At 44.8% G+C, this 24256-nt stretch carries 24 protein-coding genes; 18 read left to right on the forward strand and 6 right to left on the reverse strand.

Annotated elements, in window-relative coordinates; translation table 11 throughout:
• Positions 1-95: 95 nt before the first annotated feature.
• Together NO352_RS08675 and NO352_RS08680 are read left to right on the forward strand one after the other, a co-directional pair.
• Positions 96-1295 (forward strand): serine hydrolase domain-containing protein, encoded by a 1200-nt coding sequence (locus tag NO352_RS08675; protein WP_289355367.1) that lies wholly within the window; start codon positions 96-98, stop codon positions 1293-1295.
• 62 nt (positions 1296-1357) lie between these two features.
• Positions 1358-1903: a TetR/AcrR family transcriptional regulator gene (locus tag NO352_RS08680; protein ID WP_262866779.1), complete on the forward strand. Its 546-nt coding sequence runs from the start codon at positions 1358-1360 to the stop codon at positions 1901-1903.
• Positions 1904-1981: 78 nt separating this feature from the next.
• On the opposite strand, the gene NO352_RS08685 is transcribed toward NO352_RS08680, so the two are convergent.
• From NO352_RS08685 to NO352_RS08705, 5 genes are read right to left on the reverse strand one after another with little or no spacing between them, the layout of a single operon-like run.
• Positions 1982-3043, reverse strand: coding sequence for a polysaccharide pyruvyl transferase family protein (locus tag NO352_RS08685; protein ID WP_289355368.1), 1062 nt, complete (start codon positions 3041-3043; stop codon positions 1982-1984).
• Positions 3043-4200: a glycosyltransferase family 4 protein gene (locus NO352_RS08690; RefSeq protein WP_262866778.1), complete on the reverse strand. Its 1158-nt coding sequence runs from the start codon at positions 4198-4200 to the stop codon at positions 3043-3045. The genes NO352_RS08685 and NO352_RS08690 overlap by 1 nt, the downstream gene beginning before the upstream one ends.
• Positions 4190-4915 (reverse strand): glycosyltransferase family 2 protein, encoded by a 726-nt coding sequence (locus NO352_RS08695; protein WP_005549376.1) that lies wholly within the window; start codon positions 4913-4915, stop codon positions 4190-4192. Before NO352_RS08695 ends, NO352_RS08690 begins: the two co-directional genes overlap by 11 nt.
• A 39-nt stretch (positions 4916-4954) precedes the next feature.
• On the reverse strand, positions 4955-5146 hold the full coding sequence (locus NO352_RS08700; RefSeq protein ID WP_005549374.1) for a hypothetical protein: 192 nt from the start codon (positions 5144-5146) through the stop codon (positions 4955-4957).
• Between the two features lie 22 nt (positions 5147-5168).
• Complete coding sequence (locus NO352_RS08705) at positions 5169-5534, reverse strand: DUF2642 domain-containing protein (RefSeq protein WP_262866777.1); 366 nt, start codon at positions 5532-5534, stop codon at positions 5169-5171.
• 311 nt (positions 5535-5845) lie between these two features.
• Here NO352_RS08705 and NO352_RS08710 point away from each other — a divergent pair, with 311 nt between their 5' ends.
• The 3 genes from NO352_RS08710 to NO352_RS08720 are packed head-to-tail and all read left to right on the forward strand — an operon-like array spanning position 5846 to position 7562.
• Positions 5846-6493, forward strand: coding sequence for a DsbA family oxidoreductase (locus NO352_RS08710; protein WP_040736425.1), 648 nt, complete (start codon positions 5846-5848; stop codon positions 6491-6493).
• Between the two features lie 48 nt (positions 6494-6541).
• Positions 6542-7135 carry a nitroreductase family protein gene (locus NO352_RS08715; protein ID WP_289355369.1) on the forward strand — a complete coding sequence of 198 codons (594 nt, stop codon included), beginning with the start codon at positions 6542-6544 and terminating at the stop codon, positions 7133-7135.
• 37 nt (positions 7136-7172) lie between these two features.
• Positions 7173-7562, forward strand: a complete 390-nt coding sequence (locus tag NO352_RS08720; RefSeq protein ID WP_005549364.1) for a nuclear transport factor 2 family protein — start codon at positions 7173-7175, stop codon at positions 7560-7562.
• 85 nt (positions 7563-7647) lie between these two features.
• Here the strand turns inward: NO352_RS08720 and NO352_RS08725 are convergent, their stop codons facing one another.
• Positions 7648-7878: a hypothetical protein gene (locus tag NO352_RS08725; RefSeq protein WP_289355370.1), complete on the reverse strand. Its 231-nt coding sequence runs from the start codon at positions 7876-7878 to the stop codon at positions 7648-7650.
• 240 nt (positions 7879-8118) lie between these two features.
• On the opposite strand from NO352_RS08725, the gene NO352_RS08730 reads away from it, so the two are divergent.
• The 13 genes from NO352_RS08730 to NO352_RS25090 all read left to right on the forward strand — a co-directional run bounded on the left by NO352_RS08730 (position 8119) and on the right by NO352_RS25090 (position 24227).
• Positions 8119-8709: a TetR/AcrR family transcriptional regulator gene (locus NO352_RS08730; protein ID WP_268600303.1), complete on the forward strand. Its 591-nt coding sequence runs from the start codon at positions 8119-8121 to the stop codon at positions 8707-8709.
• A 65-nt stretch (positions 8710-8774) separates the two neighbouring features.
• The gene (locus NO352_RS08735; protein ID WP_289355371.1) at positions 8775-9263 is read left to right on the forward strand and encodes an HXXEE domain-containing protein; all 489 of its coding nucleotides are present in this window, start codon (positions 8775-8777) and stop codon (positions 9261-9263) included.
• 175 nt (positions 9264-9438) lie between these two features.
• On the forward strand, positions 9439-10017 hold the full coding sequence (locus NO352_RS08740) for an RNA polymerase sigma factor (RefSeq protein WP_005549357.1): 579 nt from the start codon (positions 9439-9441) through the stop codon (positions 10015-10017).
• Positions 9992-11167, forward strand: a complete 1176-nt coding sequence (locus tag NO352_RS08745; protein ID WP_289355372.1) for a DUF4179 domain-containing protein — start codon at positions 9992-9994, stop codon at positions 11165-11167. The genes NO352_RS08740 and NO352_RS08745 overlap by 26 nt, the downstream gene beginning before the upstream one ends.
• Before the next feature lie 33 nt (positions 11168-11200).
• Positions 11201-12571 carry an ABC transporter substrate-binding protein gene (locus tag NO352_RS08750; protein WP_289355373.1) on the forward strand — a complete coding sequence of 457 codons (1371 nt, stop codon included), beginning with the start codon at positions 11201-11203 and terminating at the stop codon, positions 12569-12571.
• A gap of 72 nt (positions 12572-12643) precedes the next feature.
• Entirely contained in the window at positions 12644-13951 is a 1308-nt protein-coding gene (locus NO352_RS08755; protein WP_289355374.1) for an extracellular solute-binding protein, read from the forward strand.
• A 166-nt stretch (positions 13952-14117) separates the two neighbouring features.
• Positions 14118-15389, forward strand: a complete 1272-nt coding sequence (locus NO352_RS08760) for an ABC transporter substrate-binding protein (protein WP_289355375.1) — start codon at positions 14118-14120, stop codon at positions 15387-15389.
• Positions 15390-15464: 75 nt separating this feature from the next.
• Positions 15465-16859, forward strand: a complete 1395-nt coding sequence (locus NO352_RS08765; RefSeq protein WP_289355376.1) for an ABC transporter substrate-binding protein — start codon at positions 15465-15467, stop codon at positions 16857-16859.
• A gap of 273 nt (positions 16860-17132) precedes the next feature.
• Entirely contained in the window at positions 17133-18485 is a 1353-nt protein-coding gene (locus NO352_RS08770; RefSeq protein WP_289355377.1) for an ABC transporter substrate-binding protein, read from the forward strand.
• Positions 18486-18585: 100 nt separating this feature from the next.
• Positions 18586-19773 (forward strand): ABC transporter substrate-binding protein, encoded by a 1188-nt coding sequence (locus NO352_RS08775; protein ID WP_353961235.1) that lies wholly within the window; start codon positions 18586-18588, stop codon positions 19771-19773.
• A 238-nt stretch (positions 19774-20011) separates the two neighbouring features.
• Entirely contained in the window at positions 20012-21355 is a 1344-nt protein-coding gene (locus NO352_RS08780) for an ABC transporter substrate-binding protein (RefSeq protein WP_289355378.1), read from the forward strand.
• 169 nt (positions 21356-21524) lie between these two features.
• The gene (locus NO352_RS08785; RefSeq protein ID WP_262866774.1) at positions 21525-22949 is read left to right on the forward strand and encodes an ABC transporter substrate-binding protein; all 1425 of its coding nucleotides are present in this window, start codon (positions 21525-21527) and stop codon (positions 22947-22949) included.
• Between the two features lie 1098 nt (positions 22950-24047).
• On the forward strand, positions 24048-24227 hold the full coding sequence (locus NO352_RS25090) for an IS3 family transposase (RefSeq protein ID WP_353961236.1): 180 nt from the start codon (positions 24048-24050) through the stop codon (positions 24225-24227).
• Positions 24228-24256 lie beyond the last annotated feature (29 nt).

Here is a 24256-nt window from a genome sequence, read left to right on the forward strand (position 1 = left end):
CTATTTTTTGCCTCTATACAAATGGATGGAAATACGGTAATGTCTATATGACTAATAATGTTTATTTAGTCATATAGACAAGGGAGTGGATGACGATGCAAAATGTTCATGTTCAGGGCTGGGTGGCAGCAGGGTTCGAAGAAGTGGAGAAGGAGTTTGTGCGGAACTTTACGACGCGTAACGAAACTGGAGCGGCATGCGCCGTCTATGTTCGAGGAATGAAGGTTGTAGATTTATGGGGAGGAGTAGCCGACCCTTACCGCAGGACACCATGGGAAGAGCATACGATGGTTCCGGTATTTTCAAGTACAAAAGGCTTTGCTGCGCTGGCTGGGGCACTGGCTGTATCGCGTGGGCTGCTGGATTATGATGAGAAGGTTTGCACTTATTGGCCTGAATTTGCAGTTCATGGAAAGGAGGATATTTCGGTTCGGCAGCTGTTGTCCCACCAAGCTGGACTGTGCACGTTGGATACATTACAATTGGAGAAGTTTGATGATTTAGACACTGCTCAGGTTGCTCCTAAGCTTGCCCAATTGAAACCTGAGTGGACACCAGGTACGATGCACGGTTATCACGCTTGGACGTTAGGCTGGTATATTGGAGAGCTTATTCGGAGAGTAGATTCAAGAGGAAGAAGCTTGGGCCGATTTTTTCAAGAGGAAATTGCGAACCCGCTTGGAGCGGAATTCTTTATCGGGCTGCCAAAGGATGTGCCGGATACAAGGCTGGCTCAAGTAAGAGGCATTAACAGCCCTGTTCAACTATTGAAGCATTTACGTGGGATTCCATTCTCAATGCTGCTGGCTTTCATGAATCCACGCTCGTTGACAGCGCGCAGTATGGTAGATCCGAAGCGCTTAGTTGCGAATGATCATTTCAATCGCCGCGAAATGCTGGCCATTGAGTTCCCATCCGGCAACGGAATCGGAGAAGTGCGGGCAATGGCCTGTATATATGGGGAATTTGCTGCTGGGGGCAAGCAATTGAAGCTGTCCGAAGCAGCAAAACAAGCGTTAGAGGCACCGCCGAAGCTGCCGTCAACTGGCGCATACGACCATGTCAATCGGACGAAGCTGGCGTATTCTGTCGGCTTATGGAAACCGATTGAAGGGCATAAGTTCGGCAGCAGCCATCGAGCTTATGGACACCCAGGCGCTGGCGGATCATTCTGTTATGCAGATCCGGATTATGAGCTGGGCTATGCTTATGGATTAAATGTAATTGGTGGATATATGGATAATAATCCGCGTGAAAATGCGGTGCGCCAAGCGGTATATCGCTGTTTGAAGTAAAGGAGAGATTAATTATTCCAAAGTTCAGTGAAACCGAGAAAGAAGCCGTTCGTGCTTGTCTGATGACTACGGGCAAGAATCTGTTCATTCAATATGGATTGAAAAAAACGAGCGTAGATGAAATTGTAAAAGCATGCGGCATTGCAAAGGGATCTTTTTATGCTTTTTTCCAATCGAAGGAAGAACTATATTATGCCATTATGCAGGAGGAAGAGGCTTTCAAGGAGCAAAAGATTCAAGAAATGCTGGCCAGTGATCAATCTCCTAAGGAATTGCTAAAGGGTTTATTCGAGTTGTCCTTTGAGCTGCTGGAGACGAATCCTTTCCTGAAGCGGATTCAGCAACGAGAAGAATATGAACTGTTAATCCGCAAACTGCCGAAGGAAACGCTCGAATCCCATATTCAAGCTGATAATGATGCCGGCGCTGCCCTAATTAAGCAATGGCAACAGAAGCATGTAATCATAGATGAAGATCCAGAGGTGATTATCGGGTTGCTTCGGTCAGTCATGATGCTCTCGATGCACAGAGATGAAATTGGCTCTAAGTTCGTGCAGGTGAAGGATTTACTTTTGGAATGCGTTACAGAAGGACTGCTTCGTAAATAACGGCATAAGGTAAATCAGAGTGCAAGAAGGCCCCAAGATGATATCTCAGGGCTATCTTGCAAGTGCTGCGTCCAACTTTTATAGCAATTTATCTCTGAAAGGCGTTACCAGTTGTAATTCTGCGCGTTCTCGGAGATCCTGCATATTTCTTATAAGGTCCGTGCGATTGTTCTGAATGTAGCTTGCTGTTTCTAGCAATGCTGTCTCCATGTGAGCGGCATGGGTTGGGATGATGATCGTTGGTAGATTCATAGAGTGTACGAAGTCGTATGACTTGAATCGATAGCCTAAGCAGATGAATGGAATGCCAGCCGCTGCTGACAATACGTTGGCGTGCAGTTTGAAGTTTACCGTAAAGTCGAATTTTTGTGCTAATTTTAAATAGGCATCAAGCGAATGGAGCTCAGGATCGAATACAACATGTTCCGGAAATCCGATCTTTTGCTGCAATCGTTTTGTGGCTTCGCGATCTGGGCCCCATACAACATAAATATAGATTTTGTACCCCTCTCGAATCCAGCGCTGCGCTGCATGGGCAAGCTCATCTTCTAATGCTGCCTCATTCCGGCCATAAATGCGGTTGTAAGACGTTCCCCAATTGAGTCCGATCCAGCGTTCATCTGTTCGTTCTGCTTGATGGACGGAAGACGGGAGTGGAGCCAACATAGCAGGATCTCCGCTTATGGAGACCCGATCCATTGGTGCGCCGCTGTGTGACAAATATTCATGCGTCCATGGACCTCGTATGCCGCAATATGCCGCACTTCGGATAACTTCCTGCAGCATTGCACGATATACGGCACTATCAGCTGCAGGCTCAGGGCTGAAGGATCGGTCGTCATTGATCATTAATCGACTGAGGCGATCATGCCCGCTGCCCCAGATGATTGTCGTCTTGTTCTTCTTGGCCGCATTGTACATGATATCAACATATCCCGGAATAAGGAGAGATCCTCCCCCGAGCACAACGGTGTCATACGGGTCAATATCGTTCAAATCAACCCCAGGCAATGAAGGAATGATTTCATACTTATCCTGTTCGAGATAACGGCTGGACATATGCCGGAACATGTCCCACATCCACTCATCCCCAAAATTATTGTAACCAATCCATCCAAGATATAATATTTTTCTTTTCATTAACGACTAGCCTCCTGTCGGCAAGCTTGCAGGATGACTTTCTGATAAAGCTCTGCCAGCTGAATCACGATTTTGTGAATATCGAAATGTTCTAATGTCCATTGACGACCCTGAAAACCGATTTTGCGCAAAGTCGCTTTATGAGTAAAAGCCTGGCGCAGTGCATTGGCGATCACTTCCTCGGAAGGCTTGCACTTAGACGCATGGTCTCCGAAATACTGATCCCACGCTTGTGCATACGCTGCTGGAGTAACAAGACCGAAATATCCGTGGTTGCCGACAGCAAGCACCGGCTTACCGCAAGCCATCGCTTCCAAGGCTACTCTTCCTGTACCAACGACAATATCAGCCAGACTTAAATAATCGCGTACGTTTTTTTTGCTTCCTACCATATGAATGAACCTCTTGCCAATTTCATGTTCGATGCTGTTGGCCAACTCGTAAATTTCCTGATATTGATGTCCATCTCCGACGATGACAACATGCAGCTGTGAGCTGCCTTCCAAGTGCAGTCTTCTAGCAGCCCAAATAAGCATTGTACACACATAGGCCTTATCCCATGACAATCTGCTTGTGTATACGATGGTATCCGCACTGTCTGGTAAGCCGAGCTGGCTCCGAAGAGAGGAGGAGTCTACTTCAAAGAAGTCGTCTGGATTTACTCCGTTTGGAATGAGCTCGGATCGTATATTCATGCGCTCTAAAAATTGCTGCACAGGCTTGCTTACACTAATAATGGCGTCGCTATATTGATTCATACGCAATAATTGTTCTTCGGGATAATACATGCCATGAGCGGTGAATACAACGGGAATTCCCAGTTCCTTCGCAGCCATTGCAGCATATAGACCAGATGGTGTCTGATGGACGTGAACGACGCTAATTTTCCGCGATTTCATTACTTGTTGTAAAGTGGAGATGATTTTCTGGAGCCTGTAATCCTGCAAATGAAGAAGGACTCCTGGAGATACATCCACTGCATGAATTGGACAGCCTGCTCGGGCAAAAGCTCCATACATACTACCGCTTGCTCCCGCGTATATGGAATGTATTCCGAGTTTCCTCAGCGCTTTGACAATGCTCAGCACATGCGTTTCCGTACCGCCAACTGCTAAGCTGTCCATCACCATCAGCACGCGGATATGATTAGATTTCATTCTTAGGATCCTGCTTTTTTGAAAAATATTTTCGGGAACGTTGGTTTGGATGACTGCGGTAGTAATAGAGAACGTCGGGGAGATTTTCAATATTTAAATGGTTCGGATCCAGACAACGCGCAATAAATTCATAATCTTCTGCACCTTTTATACGTCTTGAATGCCCGCCCTTACGATCAAATAGAGCGCCACGCATCATGACCGTACCATGGCACACACAGTGTCCGCCGTTATTATAGGTTGTGCGGATATGCTGTCCATAGCGAAGCCATTTGGGCTTGGTCTCTATCTTATTCGGATCGTTTTCGAATACGTAATAGTTTGTTCCAAGCATTTCAATATTTTGATGTTCTTCAAGATAATTAATCTGCTTCTCCAGCCGTTCTGCATGGGAAATGTCGTCAGAGTCTTGGATTGCAATATATTCGCCTTTTGCCATAAATAAGCCTACCGTCATTGCTCCAGCATATCCAATATTTCGCGGCAGCGTCATTGTAAGAAAGGAATTATGATTGGGCAAATATGCGCGGTTGTTGAGAAGCCAGTCATGAATCTGTTGAATGGAATCATCAGTGGATCCATCATCAACCAGGATGATTTCCCAATTCGTATACGTCTGCTGAAGAATGCCGTTCAGACAATCCTGCAGGTAATTTGCACGGTTGTAATTCGGGATTACCACACTGACGAGCCCTTTTATTCGAGAATATGTCATGTTTATACCACTCCACCTTCATAATGTAGCCAAATAAAATTATATAATGCGAATATAAGATATGGATTTCAATTGAAATATGGCGTACTGGCCATTCTCATAGCCAGACACGCTTGACGTGCGCAATGTTAATTTGTTTTCATCCACCGATACAAGCGTACCGGTTGTTGTTTCCAACGCAGTCGCAACTTGCAGGTTAGAACCGATTAAAGGTCTAAGCTTGTCCATCATATTCATCACCTCCTTGCTCAGATTAACCGGCTTGCAGAGAAATCGCATTGGCCAATTGCACGATAACGACCATGTCATCCGTCTCCAAGATTTCTACATAATCGCTTCCAACTTCTGTGATTGTGCCTTCTACGATACCAGCCGGCGTATTAATAGATACGGATCGATTCACATATCTTTCAACCATTTCATGCAGGGCAGAGGCGGGTGTGGGCAATGGCATATTCAGCTTCTCTATTTCTTTTTTTACTTCTGCTTTGAGTCTTGTAATGATAGGATTATCCTCATTTGCATTGCTAAGCAGGGAATCGTGCAATGCTTGCTTGACGATGTTGCTTATTCCTCCTAGCAAAGCCTGCAGCTCTTTTTCATTTGCTCTAAACCACATAAGGTCTCACCTAATTTCTATTTAATCGATATCTTTTGATCATAGTTTATACGCGTTGCAGAGCATTTGATTGAGCTAAGTTGCATCCTTTGTGAAAATGGTTTGTTTTTATGACAGTAAATGTCATTTATTTTCAAAAACTTTACGTTTCTTTCAAAGTAATATTGGCTTACATTTAGATATTTCCTAGAAAGAGTTGACTTTCCTCTTAGTTGTAACTATAATGGTTACATCAAGTGGGATATTTTTTTGTGCTAGATGTAACGGTTTATGTTACAGCGAGTTTATATACAGAAGGCGAGGAAACGATAATGACAGTAAAGATTAAAGCCTATTCTGATTTTATATGTCCATTTTGTTTTCTGGGCAAAGGACCATTGGATGAGATTGTAAAGGAAAAAGATGTTGAAGTAGAATGGATGCCGTTCGAATTGCGTCCGGAGCCATATCCGAAGATCGATCCATGGAACGAACCGGATAAGTTGGGATCATGGGATGCATTCATTAAGCCAACAGCGGAGAAATTGGGAATAGATATGCGTTTGCCGCATGTATCTCCACATCCGTATACGAATTTGGCTTTTGAAGGATATCAATTTGCGAAAGAGCAGGAGCTCGGCAATGAATATATTCATCGCGTGTTCACAGCCTTTTTCCAAGAAGAGCAAAATATTGGGGAAATCGATGTGTTGACGAAGCTAGCTGAAGAGCTTGGCTTGGATGCAGAAGCATTTCGCACGGCGCTCGTTTCTCGAAAATATCGTGAAGTGCATCAAGAGGCGATCAAGCATGCCTATGAAGCTCGCATTTCGGCAGTGCCAACATTCATCATCGGTGATCAGGTCATTCAAGGGCTGGCCAGCAAAGAACGGTTGGCTCATGCAATTGATCAGGCAGCAGCCAAGGAGCCTTTTGACTCTGTTGAAGGTATGCAGTGCGACCTCAATGGAAACTGCTAAGTTTATCTAGTATACAAATCAAATCATTCCTAAATGGAGGAAATTCCAATGACAACATTAAAAGAGGCAATCATCAACCGCCGTTCCATTCGCAAAGTAACTAAAAATCCAGCTATTACAGAAGAACGAATCCGCGAAATTTTGAAAACATCCTTGCATGCCCCAACGTCATTTAATATGCAAAGCGGCCGTGTGGTCGTATTGTTGGACGGTGAGCATGAGAAGTTCTGGGACATCGTGAAAGAAACGCTGCGTGCTCGCGTTCCGGCAGAGAACTTTGATGCGACTGTACAAAGACTGGCAGGCTTCCGCGATGGCGTGGGAACAATCTTGTTCTTCGAGAACCACGCAACGATTCAAAGCATGCAAGAAAATGCTCCTAGCTATAAAGAGCAATTCCCGTTCTGGTCTCATCAAGGCAGTGCGATGCTGCAATATGCAGTATGGACTTCGTTGGAAGCGGAGGGCATCGGAGCTTCCCTTCAGCACTACAACCCTATTGTAGATGAAGAAGTGAAGCGTACATGGAATATTCCACAAGAGTGGACGTTGATCGCGCAAATGCCGTTCGGTGAGCCGAATGAACAACCAGGCGAACGCAGCTTCCTGCCGTTTGAAGAAGTTGTAAGTTTCCATAAATAAGATTATGCATCCTATTGTTACAGTGGGAGGGCTGGATATGGAAAGTCAGCAAGCGAATGTAGACATTATCCGCCGCACCTATGAGGGACCTGAATTTCTGCTTGAAGCATTAACTGATAGCACAGTATGGACGGAAGCAGAAGGGTATCCGTACGGTGGCACGTTCCATGGAGCAGCCAGCATCAAGAGCAACGTATTTGATCGCTTAGGAACAGAATGGGACAACTTTGTTGCCACTGTACACACCTACCATGAGGTTTCAAGTCAAAAGATTGTAATTACAGAGGGCGTTTATACCGGAACATACAAGGCTACAGGGAAATCCATTCGTGCAGACTTCGCACATGTATGGAGGCTTGCTGATGGGAAGATAGCAGCATTCAAGCAATACGTTGATAGTCATATTGTTGTTCAGGCTATGTCTTAGCATGATTAATAGAAGAAGCATGTCTCTCCTCGCGAGGGCATGCTTCTTTGTGTGTGGAGCGCCGTCTCCTATTCATTATCCCATATCACTCATCAATTAACTCCAATAAATAATCCGTGTAATGCTCCTCATTCATTGTCGATATTGCGGTACGAAGTTCATCCTGAGCTTGATCAGGAGATAGAGCTTCATAGTCAGATACCTGCATATTTGTCATTCGTGCCTGAAAATCAGTTGAACTATGTTGTTCGATATATTGAATCACTTGCTGCATGGGCATTTTTTTGAGTGCCCATATACTGATGCTGCCACTCATTGAAGAAGCCTCCCTTGATTGATTGTATTCGTAAGATCGTTAATGTTATCGTGTCCGATTTCCTATGCTTAGATTCTCAATCTTGTTCGATGAAGTTGACAGTGCAGCAGCGGAGGAGTAGGATGGGTATATCAAGAATTGAACAACTGTTCAAAACGTTTGTTCAAAACAGTGATTCAATGAATGTGGCAAGTCAACTTAGCACTTATACATCAATAACATCATGAGAGGAGAACAGGTATGGTACAAAATACAAATGACGTGAAGGTGAAAATTCTCGATGCAGCGAAGAAGCTGTTTGCACGCAATGGATTCGAAGGCACTTCAGTGCGTCAAATTTGCGAGGAAGCAGGAGTGGCGATTGCGCTAGTTTCCTATCATTTTGGCGGCAAGGAGAAGGTGTTCTATGCACTTTTTGAATCGTTGATTCCCCACTATGTTACGACAACCTATACGTTGAAAGACCCAGTTTCGGATTTTACGCATTTCATCCATCAATTTGTCGTGCTGCGCCAGTCCGAGCCTGAACTTATCAATTTACTGCAGCAGGAGATCATTATGCAGAGTCCGCGCATGGAGAAATTGCAGGCTTATGTGTACACGTTATGGAAGCAGCTTCGCGACATAATAGAAGCAGGAAGAGAGCAGGGATGCTTCCACTTCACATCCTTGAAGCAGACACTGCATTTCATTATAGGAGCGCTAATCTTCACGCGGAATGTACCTGCACTTGATGATTTGTTCGAGACAACGGGGAAGGAAGAACACACAGAGAGTATGGAAGAGATTTCGGCTAGCACCGTTCATTTTCTATTGAATGGATTACAGTAAATTCTTATCGTTACCATCACGAATACTTGCAATTGCTTGAATGTTCCAATAGGGAGGACTACAATATGAATACATCCATTATTCTATTATTTTTATTTGCCTTTACGATTCACAATTTAGAAGAGGCAGTGTGGCTGACCAGACAATCTTCCGCAGCAGGGAAGGTTAAGCTGCATAAAGCAGTTTCTCAGGATCAGTTTTTGTTCGGTTTATTTTGGGTTACCGGATTAGCCTATTTGATTACGGCTCTCTATATCATCTATCCAGACATTTCGTTGTTCAAATACGCGTATTTTGGCTATGTGGGCGGAATGATCTTCAACATCATCTTCCCGCATTTGATCTCAACGATTATCGAACGCTGCTACTCGCCAGGTTTAGTTACTGGTCTATTGGTCATCATTCCGATTGATAGCCTCATTATGAAAGCGGGGCTTACTGCAAATGTAATTACAGCTAGTGAGCTTATTATCAGCACAATCATTGCCGGTGTTGTCATTATGACCAGTATTCCATTAAGCTTCAAGGCAGGCAAAAAGCTTATTACATACTAACCTTTTAAGCATATCAATACTTACGAAATTGAATACCGGATCGTATAAGCAGTATGCGCCAATCGGGTAGAAAAACTATTCGGTTGGCGCTATCTGTTTTTTATTTTGGATAGGTGTCACAAATCGTAGATTATGGTTGTTATATAGCTTGGAAAGCATCAAGGGAGGTGAACCTGTGGAACTATCCAGCCCGGGGGAACGACAACAAAAGCAGCAATTTATCGAAGCCATTGTTGTTAAAGTGCAAGAAGGAGATGCTGAGGCCTTTGCAATCCTCATTCATCATTTCGAAAAGCAGATATACAGCTATTGCTACTATCTATTAGGGAGTCGAGAAGAAGCAGAAGATGCTTTGCAGGAAATTTTCATACAGGCTTACCGCAATATAAAGCAATACATACGGAACACAAACTTTGCAGCATGGTTGTATAAAATCACTTATAACCACAGCATGAACGTACTGAAGAAAAGGAATCGCTGGTATCGGCTGCTCTTGCGCTGCAGAGAACTTGAACCTAGTTCTTCTCCAGCACATCAAGAAGCAATTGTTGAGAATCTGCTCGAACTGTTGACCGTGGAGGAGAGGCATATTTTGCTGCTCCGAGCGGTTGAGCAATACAGCTTTAATGAAATAGCGGATATTATGGACACCAACCCGGCCACGATTCGAAAGAAATATGAGCGGCTGCGCACGAAGCTTCGGAATAACGATAAGGAGGTCTTTGCGAATGGCGAAATGGTCCAATCGAACTAAGCTGACCGATCAAGAAATCAATCAGCTTGAACAAATCATTCACGATACCGAAATGCCGGTCTATACATACAGTCATCGGATCATGAATCGGATTCGGGAAGAGAAGGCAGCGAAGAAGAAATCGATCTGGAAGCCAGCATTGATCGCTACCTCCTTAGCAGCCGTTATTAGCGGCGGTTTAGTTGGAAGCGGGTTCGTCTCATCAACGATGGCGCATGCATTAAGCAAGCTGCCCTTCATCGGCGTCGTGTTCCAGCAAACCGGCGATTTTGGCCTTTCTTACGCGGTTGATAACAATTTGGTTACGAAAATCAATCAATCCATCACTCATGACGGGGTTACGCTTCGAATTAAAAACATAGTTTATGATGGCATCCGCTTGGCTTTTACGTGGGAGCGTGAAGGCGAAAATCTGTCTTCCTATCTGTTCAGTCCCTCTTTAACAGACGATAGGGGAGTAATTCGTCGAATTCGTTTCTTAGACTCTTCACTTGAGGAGATAACATACGACTTAAGTTTAAGTATGTACCAAATTCCTGGAGACCCAGATTCGGGTATTTCAGTTAGTTGGAGTGAACCCTCAGTAACGAGAAACGGAAATCTCAGCAGCGAGCCGAAACCGCTACCCGATGAGTTCAATATCCGCATGAATGTATCATTATCGGGAGTTCGGGAGGTGTTCATGTTCAATATTCCGGTGAAGAAAAATACGAAAAATATTAAATTTACAGAGAATATGACGAAATCTTATGACGGTCTTAGCCTGTCGCTTGAGAAATTGGAGTTAACCCCAATCACGACGCGAGTGATGCTGAGAGGAATAGGAGAAATGCAGCATGTACCCGATAAATTTATAGGTCCGAAAAAAGACTTTGGACTGCGCGATAACCTGCTGTTCAGTGCAGACGTGTTCGATGATCAGGGGAACAAGGCAAAAGGACTGGTAGATGCGGGCCTTGGAGGATTAGCTAATAAGTACGAAGAGTCGAATGATTATGGATTGGATTTGCTGTTCGAGCCGTTCCCGCAAAGGCCGAAGTCGATTACGATCAAGCCTTTTTTGTATGATTATGAATCGTTAGAAGCCAGAAAGGTAGAAAAGCATTATATGAAAGAGCTAGAGTTCACCATAGAGCTGGAGAAGGAATAACGTCGTAGGATCGAGGAAGGAGAGGCAGCAAGTATGGGGAAATGGAGAGTCGCGATTATGCTGCTTATGATCATCGCATTGATAAGCGGATGTGCCGGGAAGATGCAAGAGCAGGATAAGCCCATTCAGGAAAGTAAAATCAAGGTGCTGTATCAGGATGAATACGCGTACTACGTCGATATCGATAAAATAAAAATGATGAACTATCCACTGGATCAAATCGAATTTATTGTCCAGACGAATGAGTTTGCCAAGTTCAAGGATGGAAAATCACTCGATGAGTTTTACGAGGGGCAGAAAAAGTTTCTAGACAGGCACAAGCCGGATGTCATTGTTGTTGATGAGAACCTGTTCTCGGATACCGCGCGCGAAGGGAAGCTCTATGACATGGAGGCTGATCTGCAAGATGAAAGCTTTCATCTAAACGAGTTTATGCCCGGACTGATCGAGCGATTAAAAAGCAGAGGGGACGGGGAGCTGTATGGAATAGCCCCCTATTTCTACAGACAAGTCTTATTTTACAATAAGGACTTGTTCGAGAAGCATCACGTTGCGCCTCCGCGAAGCAATATGACATGGGATGAGGTGCTGGAGCTGGCTGGACAAATCTCCGATCCCGGTTCGGGAAAGCGGGATTTTCACGGCATTTATCATACATATTCCGCCGCCCCGGCGATGATGTACCAGATCGGTTCTTCTTCCGGACTGAGCTTGTTCGACGAGAAGGGGGAGAAGCTGCTGATCGATACAGACGGATGGAAGCATGTCATAAAGAAAATGACAGAAGCAGTGAGAAGCCGTGCGCTGCTCGTTCATCCGAAAGAGCGCAACATGACCCATGATGGGATTTTTTTAGATGGGGATTCTGCCATGTTGATCGGTGATCCATCCTTTATTCATAAAGATGTGATGCAGCCGGACGATAAGAGAAAATTACACAAAAAATGGGGCGCCCTGTCGCCGCCTGGCAATCCGAAGTTGGCAGAGGCGAATATGAAGCTGCCCTATGTGTATGCAGTAGCAGCAGATTCCGATAACAAGCAGGCCGCGATGGAATTCGTGAAATTCATCAATGGCAAGAAAACAATGGCGACACATTCCCAACGCTTTATGTATGACTATGCGCCGACGCGCATGGGCAATCTGAATGATTTTGATTCAACAGTAACAGAGCCGTTCTATCAATTGAAGCCGCAGAGGAAAGACGGCATATGGGACAACCGGAATGTACCTCGTGATTTCTTTCTCGTTTTCGAACCAATCTTGTCGGAAGAACTGCAAGCGGTCATTGACGGGAAGAAAACAGTAGACCAAGCCGCTGCCGAATTAAAGGAGAAGGGGCAAGCTGTATTACGCCGATTACGGGAGGACAAAGCGCGTTCGAGTGATCCAACTGCTAAGTAAACACATGTGCACCCATCTCGGTAAGTAGGCCTGTTGCGATAAATAGGTGAGAAGGAGAGTAGGAGGATATCTATGAAAAGGGTATGGAGAACGGGAATTTTCATGCTGACGATCTTATCCTTGCTGAGTAGTTGCGGCGAACAAAAAGAAGAACTCGAGCCACTTCAAGCAGGAACAATCAAGGTCGTCTATCTCGATGAGGAATCATTCTTTGAGGATTACGGGAAATACTTCAAATTACAATTTCCGCAAATTGACGTGGAAGTGATTAGCAAGTCGAAGCTCATTACCGAATTCAATCATGTCAATGATTATGAGGAAGCGACTAGGAAGTTCCTGAATACATACAATCCTGATGTATTGCTGTTAGATGAGGAGATGTTCAAAGCCTTCGTTGAGGAGGGCAAGCTGTATAACTTGGAGACAGCCATTCATCAAGATAACTTTGATGTGGATGGGTTCATGCCTGGACTTATCGACAAGCTCAAGGCATTAGGCAAAGGGGATCTGTACGGCCTTGTGCCGCGCGTCACCGTACATGCCCTGTACTACAATGAGGATCTGTTCAAGGAATATCAGGTTGAACCGCCGAAAAATAAAATGTCTTGGCAGGAGCTAATGGATTTGGCAGGCAGATTTACGGGTCAAGGCAGTGGCGGGCACGTGTACGGCTTGGAGGAAACCTATTCCGATCCCGGACGCGAGGTACTGAATATCGGCTTCGACTCTGGCTTACAGCTATTCGACGAGAAGGCAGAACAAGTGCTTATCAATACGGACGGCTGGAAAAGTGTTATGAAGCTCGTCACGGATGGAGTCCGCAGCGGGTCGATTATTTTACATTCTAATGGCAGCAAAAAACATTTTATGAACAAAGAAGCGGCAATGACGTTCGATTCGCCAGGTCTCATGCTGTCGCTCAAGCATACCGGAATCCATATGAATTGGGGCATCGTAACCATGCCCGTGCTTCGCAATGATGAGTCCGTGAATATAAATTCGCGTGAAATCTTCGCCATATCAGCCAATTCTCCCAATAAGCGGGCGGCTTGGGAGTTGGTCAAGCTCGTGAACGGAGCTGAAATGGCAAAAGCCCTTTCCAAAACATACAACGGGACATTGCCATCGCGGACAGGATATTTGAAAGAATATGACGGCAAAAGTCTTGAGGCCTTCTATATGCTAAAAGTGAGGGAAACAGCGAAAAAATGGGGGAACGCTCATGTTCCGGAGCCCTTTTTCCGCATGTACGTAGAGCCGCTGCGAGCAGAAATGCAGGCCGTGATAGAGAATCAAAAAACGATTGATGAAGCAGCCGCCGTGTTGGAGAAAGTTGGACAAAAGGTGCTGATGCAAGCACGCAACGAAACCAGAAAATAAGTAATCATTGATAGGAAGCTATAAGGCAGCATACAACATATGTGTCGTCCCAAAAAAGACAATAAAAGGTGAAAGTGAGAGAAATATGTATAAAAAATGGAAATTTGGACTCCTATTGCTGACAATCACGTCACTATTGGGCGGTTGCTTTGGTGGAAATTCAGAGATGGCGCCGTTAAAAGATGGGAAAGGGAAGCTCAGAATCGTTTATAAGGATGAGGAATCATTCAATCGGGATTACGGGAACTTATTTCTGATGAAATATCCGGATATTGAAGTTGAAGTCATCGCCCAGGATGAATTGTTTGAACAAGCTAAGAATTCCCCCTTTGACTTGAACGAGGAAAAGAAGAGAGTAATAGAAAAGTATAAGCCCGATGTATTGCTGCTGAACGAGAGCATGTTCGAAGCCTTTGCCCAAGACGGGAGACTATATGATCTCGATATGGCCATTAACCAGGATAAATATGATATTGCCGGCTTCATGCCTGGGCTTATCGATCGGCTGAAAGAGAAGGGGAACGGGAAGCTGTACGGACTGGCCCCTTATTTCGAAACTTCTGTGCTGTACTATAATCGGGGGTTGTTCAAAGAATATAATATCGAACCGCCGAGAGATAAAATGAGCTGGAAAGAATTGTTGGACTTAGCGGGCAGATTCGCGAACGCAGGGGCATATGGACTGTATCAGACGGAGAAACCCGAAAAGCTGTTGTATGATATTGCGGCTGCCTCTGGGCTCCGTCTGGTTGACAATAAAGGACAGAAACTGCTGATTCAATCCGAGGGCTGGAAGGAAGCTGTAACGATGACTGCGGATGCAATCCGCAATAAGTCCGTGTACATACCAGAGCAAGACGCAAACAATGAGCGCATGGATCGTTTTTACGAGCCTTTTCACCAAGAAAAAGCCGCGATGACATTTCAAGAGTCCTGGTTCACTGTTCGTTTGAAAGAAGTTCCGATGTATGAAAAAACGCCGAAGATTGATTGGGGCATCGTCACAACTCCGGTCGATCCGGCCAGCCCGAATGAATCAGCCTATGTACACTTATCGGAAATTTATGCGATATCCGCAGATTCAGAAAATAAGCGAGCGGCATGGGAATTTATTCAATTCGTAAATGGAACGGACATGGCTCAGATTGCCGCACTGGGGAATAACGGGAAGATGCCGACGCGTACGGGCTATTTTAAGGAGCTGGATGGCAGAAGCACGGAACCGTTCTATCTCCTAAAGCCGAAAGAAGGCAGAGGGCTGCTGGAAGACAAGAACATTCCTCACGGATTTTACGACTTATTTGACCCGCTGTTGTCAGAGGCATTGCAAGCGATCATAGATAAACAGAAGACGATAGAAGAAGCGCTCATGGAGCTGGATATGAAGGGGCAGCAAGCATTAATAAAAGCGCGTGAAGCGGCAGCGAAGAAATCGTAAGGTAATCTTATAATCTGGTTCTGTGCATGCGGAGCCAAATGCATAAATTTCACAGGGGAGAGAAGAGAATTGCGAGTGCAAAAAATCTGGAAAATGGGGATAATGCTCCTTCTCATCATGTCCTTGGTAAGCGGCTGTTTCGGGAACGACTCGGAATCGGAGTCCGTCAAGAAGGTTAAAGGGACAATTAAAGTCGTCTACCAGGATGAAGAGGCATTTTATCGAGATTATGGGCAATTGTTCAAATTGAAGCACCCCGAAATTGACGTCGAAGTTGTCAGTAAATCGGAGCTGTATTCCAAGTTCAACCAGCCCGATTTCGATTTTGGGAAGGAGTCGCAAAAACTGCTGGATAAGTATCAGCCGGACGTATTGCTGCTGGATGAGGAAAAGTATAAAGAATTTGCCCAAGGCGGGAAGCTGTATGCGATCGACGGGGTCATTAAGCAGGATCGCTATGATATGGAAGGTTTTATGCCAGGACTTATCGACAGGCTCAAAGTGTTGGGCAAGGGGACGCTGTACGGGCTGACGCCCAGCATTGATACCTCTGTATTATACTACAATCGAGATATATTCAAGGAGCATAATATCGAGCCTCCTCGAAATCAAATGAGCTGGAAGGAGTTTTTTGAACTGGCTGCAAGAGTAACAAATGCAGGCAGTAAAGATAAACATTTATATGCGATAGACCAGGATATTGGCGGAGCAGACAGCCTGATGTATAGAATTGCTACTTCAACCGCCTTAAGGCTGTTCGATGCTAAGGGAGAGAAGCTGTTAATCGACTCGGATGACTGGAAAGAGGCCATTCGGCAGGCGACGGATGCGGCGCGGAGTAAGGCGCTGTATACTCCGACCCAAAAAGGCCCTCAACCTATTGAACCGGAAAAAGGGCTTTTCTTCACAGGACAGGCTGCGATGAAGCTTGGCAATCCATGGGATTTGAGGGTTCTAAGAGACAAGAAAGGTGTGAAAATCAATTGGGATGTCGTGACAACTCCGGTCGATCCTTTAACGCCCAACGAAACGGGAGATGTGTACTTTCGCGACATTTATGCGATCGCTGCAAATTCCCAGAATAAAGATGCCGCATGGGAATTCATTAAATTTGTAAACGGTGAGGATATGGCGAAGGTGACATCTCGGACGAATGTCGGCATGATTCCTTCTATTCCTTCCCGGCCGGAATATTTCAAAGAGCTGGACGGCAGAAGCACAGAAGCTTTTTATGCGTTGAAGCTGAAAGAGTTTTCTTCGATGGATGTACTGTGGGGCAACAAGAACGTCCCTGAAGAATATATCAGTTCTTTCCAGGCATTGCTGAATGAAGCGCTGCAAGCCATTTTGGACAATGAAAAGTCTGTAGATGAGGCGGTAAATGAGCTGCAAATGAAGGGGCAAGAAGCGCTTCGGGTTGCGCATGAACTGCAACAGAAGACGCGATTGAACGGAAAAAATAACAAATAAAATAGTCCGACATAGGTGGAAAAATCCGTTGAAGCCCAAACTTTAACGGATTTTTTTATTGCTCACCTCTTACGATTGATACCCGAATGACTTGCAACTGACTTACGTCAAGTATATGGTTCGTCGATCAGTTGACGGTCTCTGTTTCATTTAATTTTACAATGTGTCACATTTCACATCGCGAGGATTGTTATATATTAGGAGAGCTTCTAAGAGAGTAAATGTGAGAAGTGTTTCAACCCCGGGGAAAAAGAACAGAGATGGAGAAGAAGCATGCGCAAAAATTGGAGAATAGCAGTTCTACTTTTATTGGTCATGTCTCTCATCGGCGGCTGTATTGGGAAGAAGGAAGTGCTGGAACCGATTAAGCCAAGCAAGATCAAGCTGGTCTATCAAGATGAGGACGCATTTTACCGCGATTACGGAAAGTACTTCCATATGAAATATCCGCAGATTGAGGTTGAAGTCATTCCGCAGGTTCAGGTGCTCAAAAATCTCGGAAAGATGATTCGCGCGGATGAATACGAGGCGGAAGTAAAGAAGCTGCTCGAAGAAGCGGACGCAGATGTATATATGCTGGACAGCAGGATGTTCAAGGAATTCGCCGCCGACGGCAAACTCTATGACATTGAAGAAGCTATCCGGCAGGACGGCTATAATATCGAGGAGTTCATGCCGGGGCTTATCGATTCGATAAAGAACCTGGGCAACGGCAAGCTGTATGGGCTGGCTCCCCAAGTAAGCGTTGGAGCCCTGTACTATAACACTAAATTGTTCAAGGAAAATCAAATCGAACCGCCGACGAACAAGATGACCTGGGAAGAAGTGCTGCAACTAGCAGCGAGATTTTCTAATGTGAAAAATGGAAGCCGTCCTGTGCATGGCTTGTACTTTTCGTATGGCCATGCAGGCATGTTGATGATGGATATCGCTGATACTTCCGGCTTAAAGCTGTTCGATCCGAAGGGGGAGAAGGTGCTCATCAATTCGGATGGCTGGAAAAAAGCAATGAAAATGGCTGTGGATGCTGTACGCAACAATGCGGTTCATTTCCGTCCAGAAGATCAGATGTATTCGTCAAAAAACGACTTCTTTGATGATGGTGTGGCTGCGATGACCGTTTCCGGCCCTCCCGCCACATTTGTTGTTAGATTTAACGAGGGAGAGCCGGTAGATTGGGAGGTCGTCACTGTCCCAATTGAGCCGGGGGTGGAATCGACGAACGTTTCCTTTAATTCCCTTTTTGCGGTTTCTGCGAATTCTGTCAACAAGCGCGCCGCCTGGGAATTCGTCAAGTTTACGAGCGGATCGGAAATGGCTCATGCCCGTTCACGCACGATGACCGGAAGTTTACCTTCACGTACCGGTTATTTGAAGGAATTCAAGGGCAAGAGCATGGAACCGTTCTATATGCTGAAGGCCCAGCACAATAGCGTTTGGATGAATGAGTATGTCCCATTTCCCTTCTTCGGGATGTTCAATAAGACGCTGGAGGGAGAGCTTCAGGCCGTTATCGATAATAAGAAGTCAGTAGATGAAGCGGCTGCCGCCTTGGAGATAAAGGGGCAGGAGCTATTGCTCAAATTGCAAGAAGAATCAAAACAGAAGACAAAAGGAAACTCTTAAGTAAGGAAAAGGGTGAGGAAATATACATCACAAATGGAAAATAGCGATTCTGCTGCTAACGATCGTCTCCTTAATGAGTGGATGCTTCGGGAAGAAGGAAGTGCTGGAACCGCTGCAGCCAAGCAAACTCAAGGTAGTCTATCAGGATGAGGATGCATTTTACCGCGATTACGGAAAGTATTTTCATATGAAATATCCGCAAATTGAGGTCGAGGTCATTCCCGAGATGCAGCTGCTTAAAAAGCTTGGGAAAATCATTAATGCGGATGACTATTTTGTAGAAAAAAAGAAGCTGCTGGAGAGCTCTGGCGCAGATGTATTTCTACTGGACGATTATGTATTTAAGATCTTTGCCCAGGATGGAAAGCTGTACGATTTGGAGGACGCGATTCGCCAGGATGAGTATGATGTCGATGGCTTTATGCCAGGATTGCTGGACAAGATCAAAAGTTTGGGCAACGGGAAGCTGTACGGACTGGCTCCATCCTTCAACAGGCAGGTTCTATATTATAACAAGGCCTTATTTAAGGAGCATCAAATCGAACCACCGAGGAACAACATGACCTGGCAGGAACTATTTGATTTGGCCGCGAGATTTTCTAATGTCGGTGCGGGCGACAATAAAGTGCACGGCTTGTATGAAATTGTGGGAGACCCGGGCAGGCTGATGTATCAAATCGCTGATACTTCCGGCTTGAGGCTGTTTAATCCGAAGGGAGAGAAGGTACTTCTGAATTCGGATGGCTGGAAAGATGCAATGAAGCTGGCAGTGGGTGCGGTACGCAATAAATCGGTCTATTTCCATCCTGAGAGCCAAATGTATACACAAAAAAGCTACTTTTTCAAAGGGAAAGCCGCAATGATGGTTGCGGATGCTTTCGTAATGATGGAATTGAAGCAGCGACCTACTTATGTGGAGGGAGAAAAGCCGATAGATTGGGGCGCGGTCACGGTGCCGATTGATCCTGCGGAGCCATCGCAATCCATTTCTCTTTTCGAAATCGCTGCAATTGCAGCCGACTCGCCGAATAAACGTGTAGCCTGGGAATTCGTCAAGTTCGTGAATGGAGAGGAAATGGCCCTATCTCGTTCAAGAACAATAAACGGCTCACTCCTTTCGCGTACCGGCTATGCAAAGGAGATCGACGGCAAGAGCACGGAAGCCTTCTATCTGCTGAAGGTCAAGCAGGGGAACACGGTATGGATGAATGAGCATGTTCCAGATGTCTTCTTCCGATTGTTCGATAAGCCGTTATTGATAATAAGAAGTCAGTGGACGAGGCGTTAGCCGAGCTGGAGATCAAGGGGCAAGAGGTACTCCTAAAAGCGCGTAAAGCAGAGGAGAAGAAGCCTTGAAGAAGAAATAAAGAAGCTTCGTAAGGCGGAAGTAAAGAAGCTGCTCGAAGAAGCGAACGCAGATGTATATATGCTGGACAGCCGGATGTTAAAGGATTTGAATTTTACAATAGAAAAAATCAGGGTTCATTGTGAACTGCGCTTAAACAAAGAAGGAGAGCTAGAAAGATATGCATAATAGATGGAAAATAGCAATACTGATGCTGACGGTCATTTCTCTGATAAGCGGCTGCTTCGGCAAGAAGGAAGTGCTGGAGCCTTTGCAGCCAAGTAAAATCAAAGTGCTCTACCAGGATGAGGATGCATTCTACCGCGATTACGGAAAGTACTTTAATATGAAGTACCCGCAGATTGAAGTCGAAGTCATCCCACAGGTTCAAGTGCTCAAAAATCTCGGGAAGATGATTAGCGCGGAAGCTTGGGAAGCGGAAGTTAAGAAACTGCTCGAGAATTCGGAGGCGGATGTATACATGCTGAACGACACTACGTTCAAGCAATTCGCAACTGACGGCAGGCTCTATGGTCTAGATGAAGTGATAAGCCAGGACGGTTATGATATCGAGGGCTACATGCCGGGGCTCATCGATACGATCAAAAGTTTAGGTGACGGCAAGCTATATGGGCTGGCTCCATATGTGAGAATGAAGGCACTGTATTATAACACGAAATTGTTCGCGGAGAATCAGATCGATCCGCCTACGAACAAGATGACTTGGCAAGAGGTATTCAATTTGGCTGCCAGATTCTCTACCGTCAAGAATGGAGGCCGTCCGGTGCATGGCTTTTACCATACCTATGGCAATATTGGTGAACTGATGTATGACATCGCCGATACCGCCGGCTTAAAGCTGATCGATCCGACAGGAGAGAAGGTATTCTTCAATTCGGATGGCTGGAAACAAGCAATGAGGTTGGCGACGGATGCCGTACGCAACAATGCGGTTTATTTCCGTCCTGAGAGTCAACTGTACTCCTCACAAAATGACTTTTACGATGGCGTGGCTGCAATGACAATATCTGGGCCTCCGACTTCATGGGGCTATAAATATCAGGAGCCTGTTGATTGGGAGATTGTCACTGTCCCAATTGAACCTGGGGAGGAATCAACAGGCGTGTATTTTGACGAGCTCTTCGCGGTTTCAGCCAACTCACAGAATAAGCGGGCGGCCTGGGAATTCGTCAAGTTTGCGAGCGGACCGGAGATGGCGCATGCCCGTTCGCGTACAATGGATGGCAAATTGCCAACACGAACTGGTTACTTGAAGGAATTTAAGGGGAAGAGCATGGAAGCGTTCTATATGCTGAAGGCCAAGGAAGGCAATAACATGTGGGGGAATGTTTCCAGATTTGAATTCTATCGAGTGTTTAATAAAACGCTGATGGAAGAACTTCAGGCCGTCATTGATAATAAGAAATCTGTGGACGAAGCGGCTGCCGCATTGGAAATTAAAGCGCAGGACGCACTGGTGCAGCTGCGTGAAAAGTCGAAAAAGAAGCCAACAGGCAGTTCATAACTCAAGATGGTTAAGGGGCACGTCATGCATGACGCTCGTAAATGTAAAGCCCGGTGAGCCGTTCGATCTCTCAAATCCTGAGGGAAGCGAGAGCACTATGGGGCAATAAGAACATCTAATAGATTGAGTGATATTGTTTATAACATAGACTAGGGAGAGTGTGAAATACGTGCTAAAAAAGTGGAAGATTTGTATAGTACTGCTGACAATGATATCACTTATAAGCGGCTGTTTCGGAGAGCGGTCAGAACTAGCGCCACTTAAAGATGGCAAGGGGAAGATCAGGGTCGTCTATAAAAGTGAAGATGCATTCTATCAGGATTATGGGAACTTCTTCAAAATGATGAGCCCTGATATTGACGTCGAGGTTATTAGTCAGGAGGAGATGTTCGGCGGTGCCGACAAAGAGGAATCATTCGATTGGAATGAAGAAAAAAAGAAGCTCCTTGATAAGTATAAGCCGGACGTGCTGTTTTTGAATGAAAGTATGTTTGAGACCTTCGCTCAAGAAGGGAGGTTGTATGACATAGAGCCGGCCATTAGCCAGGATCAATACAAGCTGGACGGATTCATGCCTGGACTTATCGATAGGCTGCGGGCAAAAGGGAACGGAAAGTTGTACGGGCTTACTCCATCCTTTGAGACAAATGTCATCTATTATAATCGCAATTTGTTCAAGAAGTATCAAATCGAGCCGCCTAACGGGAAAATGACGTGGAAGGAGCTTCTTGATCTGGCAGAGAGATTTGCGAGCGTCGAATCAGGAAAGAAGCAAGTGTTTGGCTTGTATCAAACGAAAGGGCCAGCAAGTTTGATGTATGATATCGCCGCTGCATCGGGACTAAAGCTTGTTGACGAGAAATCAAGCAAGCTGTTGATCGATTCGGATGGTTGGAAGGAAGCGATGAAGATGACGGCAGATGCCGTCCGCAATCATGCAGCCTATGCGCCTCCCCCGATGAAGGAGGGCGAACAGCTTGATGGATACGACGATAGCGACTTTGAGAAACATAGAGACTACTTGAAACAATACAGCCGATCGAACGAGTTGTTCTACATAGGTCAAGCTGCAATGACGATTCAAGCACCGTGGTTTGCTTCCTTTTTGCGGGATATTCCCTACTATTCGAAGACACCGGAGATCGACTGGGGCATCGCGGCCGCGCCTGTTAATCCTGCTAAGCCCGATGAATCAGCTTACGTGAAATTATCAGAGATCTATGCCATATCTGCGGATTCTCCGAACAAGCGGGCGGCTTGGGAATTCGTCAAGTTCGTGAACGGGCCGGAAATGGCGCAGGTTGCTGGGAAGGCAATGAACGATACGCTCCCCACGCGGTCAGACTATTTCAAGGATTTTAGAGGGCGGGAAACGGATGCGTTCTATCTGTTAAAGCCAATGCAGGCCAGTGGAGTGTCTGATAAAAAGAGTATTCCGGCGGGTTTTCATTCTGAGTTTGATGTTTTACTGTCGGATGTGCTGAAATCCTTGATTGACCAAGAGAAAACGCTGGATGAGGCAGTTGCTGAGCTTCAACTCAAGGGGCAAGAAATGTTGGATCGGTCACGGGAAAAAGCCAAGCAAGATCAATAAATGAATGAAAAAGAGATCAAGCTGAAAGATCGAGTGAAGGAAAAATAATTTATCAAGACCATCAAGACCTAATTTAATGGTATTAAAACACTGTCCCTAACATTTTAGACATATATAATATGTTAGGGGCTGTAGCTTTGAAATAAAGTCGTACCGTTTTATCCCTTTGGATTTTTACTTATCTAGGGAGATATTTTTATTAATAAAAGAAGATATATAAACTGAATATAAAAATGTTTTGATTTCCTGGAAAAATTCTATAATTTAATATTGCTTATGTATGGAATATTTTGTTTGTACGAAAGGGGGAATGGCATGGTTCTTACTATGAATCGCAAAGTAAATTCTTTAAATCATATAAAATAAGTAAATTAGTTACCAAAAACCATAATTTTTGCAACTTATTTAATCTGAATTAAGGTGCTCAGTATCAATGGCATACAATCTTACCAAAAATAATTGCCAAAATGACTACCATAAACATTATAAAAAGTCTACGGTATACTTTTTATAATTTTATTTGTTCATACTTTGCGGTCTATAACAGCAACCCTGCCACTCCTCCTACAAGACGTGTCTTAAGTAACATTATTAATTATAGGATGGGTTATTTTGCCTGTGATTCGATCCATTTCTCTAAAAAAAGGAGAATAATAAGGATAGGACATTTTTATAAAAACCAATCTTAAATCTAATGGAAAAGAATCTATTTTGATTAATCTTTTTTCAAAATAGATTCTTTTTGTATTCCGTAAAGTAAGGGTGATGAGTCCCAGCAAGCAAGTAAATTGAATCGTCAATTCCAGCAATATGAAGCTAAACGCGTTGTAGTCAGCGACCTAACCTATGTCAAAGTCAAAAACAGAGTGCACTACATCTGTATGTTTGTCGATCTCTTTAATCGAAATTATTCCAGTGTGGGATCTAACCAAGATGCTGCACTAGTAGAGTAGCACGGACATTTGCTTCGAACAAGGTGATCTACGTCTGATTCAATTATTCCATACCGATCGAGGCAGTGAATTTAAGAACAAGCTGATCGATGAAACGTTGACTGAGTTCCTAATCGGTCAAGCATGAAAGGTTGTCCTTACGACAATGCCGTTGCTACAAGCCACATTTAAAATCATGAAAACGGAGTTCATTAACCAAATGAATTTTCATAGCCTTCAGCATCTGAAATTGGAGTTAAATGATTATGTGAACTGGTACAATAAACACCGATTTCACGGAACACTAGGCTATATGAGCCCAGTTGATTACAGAAAATTGGTCTAGTTTTGTGTGACAGTCCACGATCCTGACTG

Origin of the sequence: Paenibacillus sp. S-12 (assembly GCF_030363895.1) — a bacterium.
In the GTDB taxonomy this organism is placed as follows: Bacteria; Bacillota; Bacilli; order Paenibacillales; family Paenibacillaceae; genus Paenibacillus_B; species Paenibacillus_B alvei.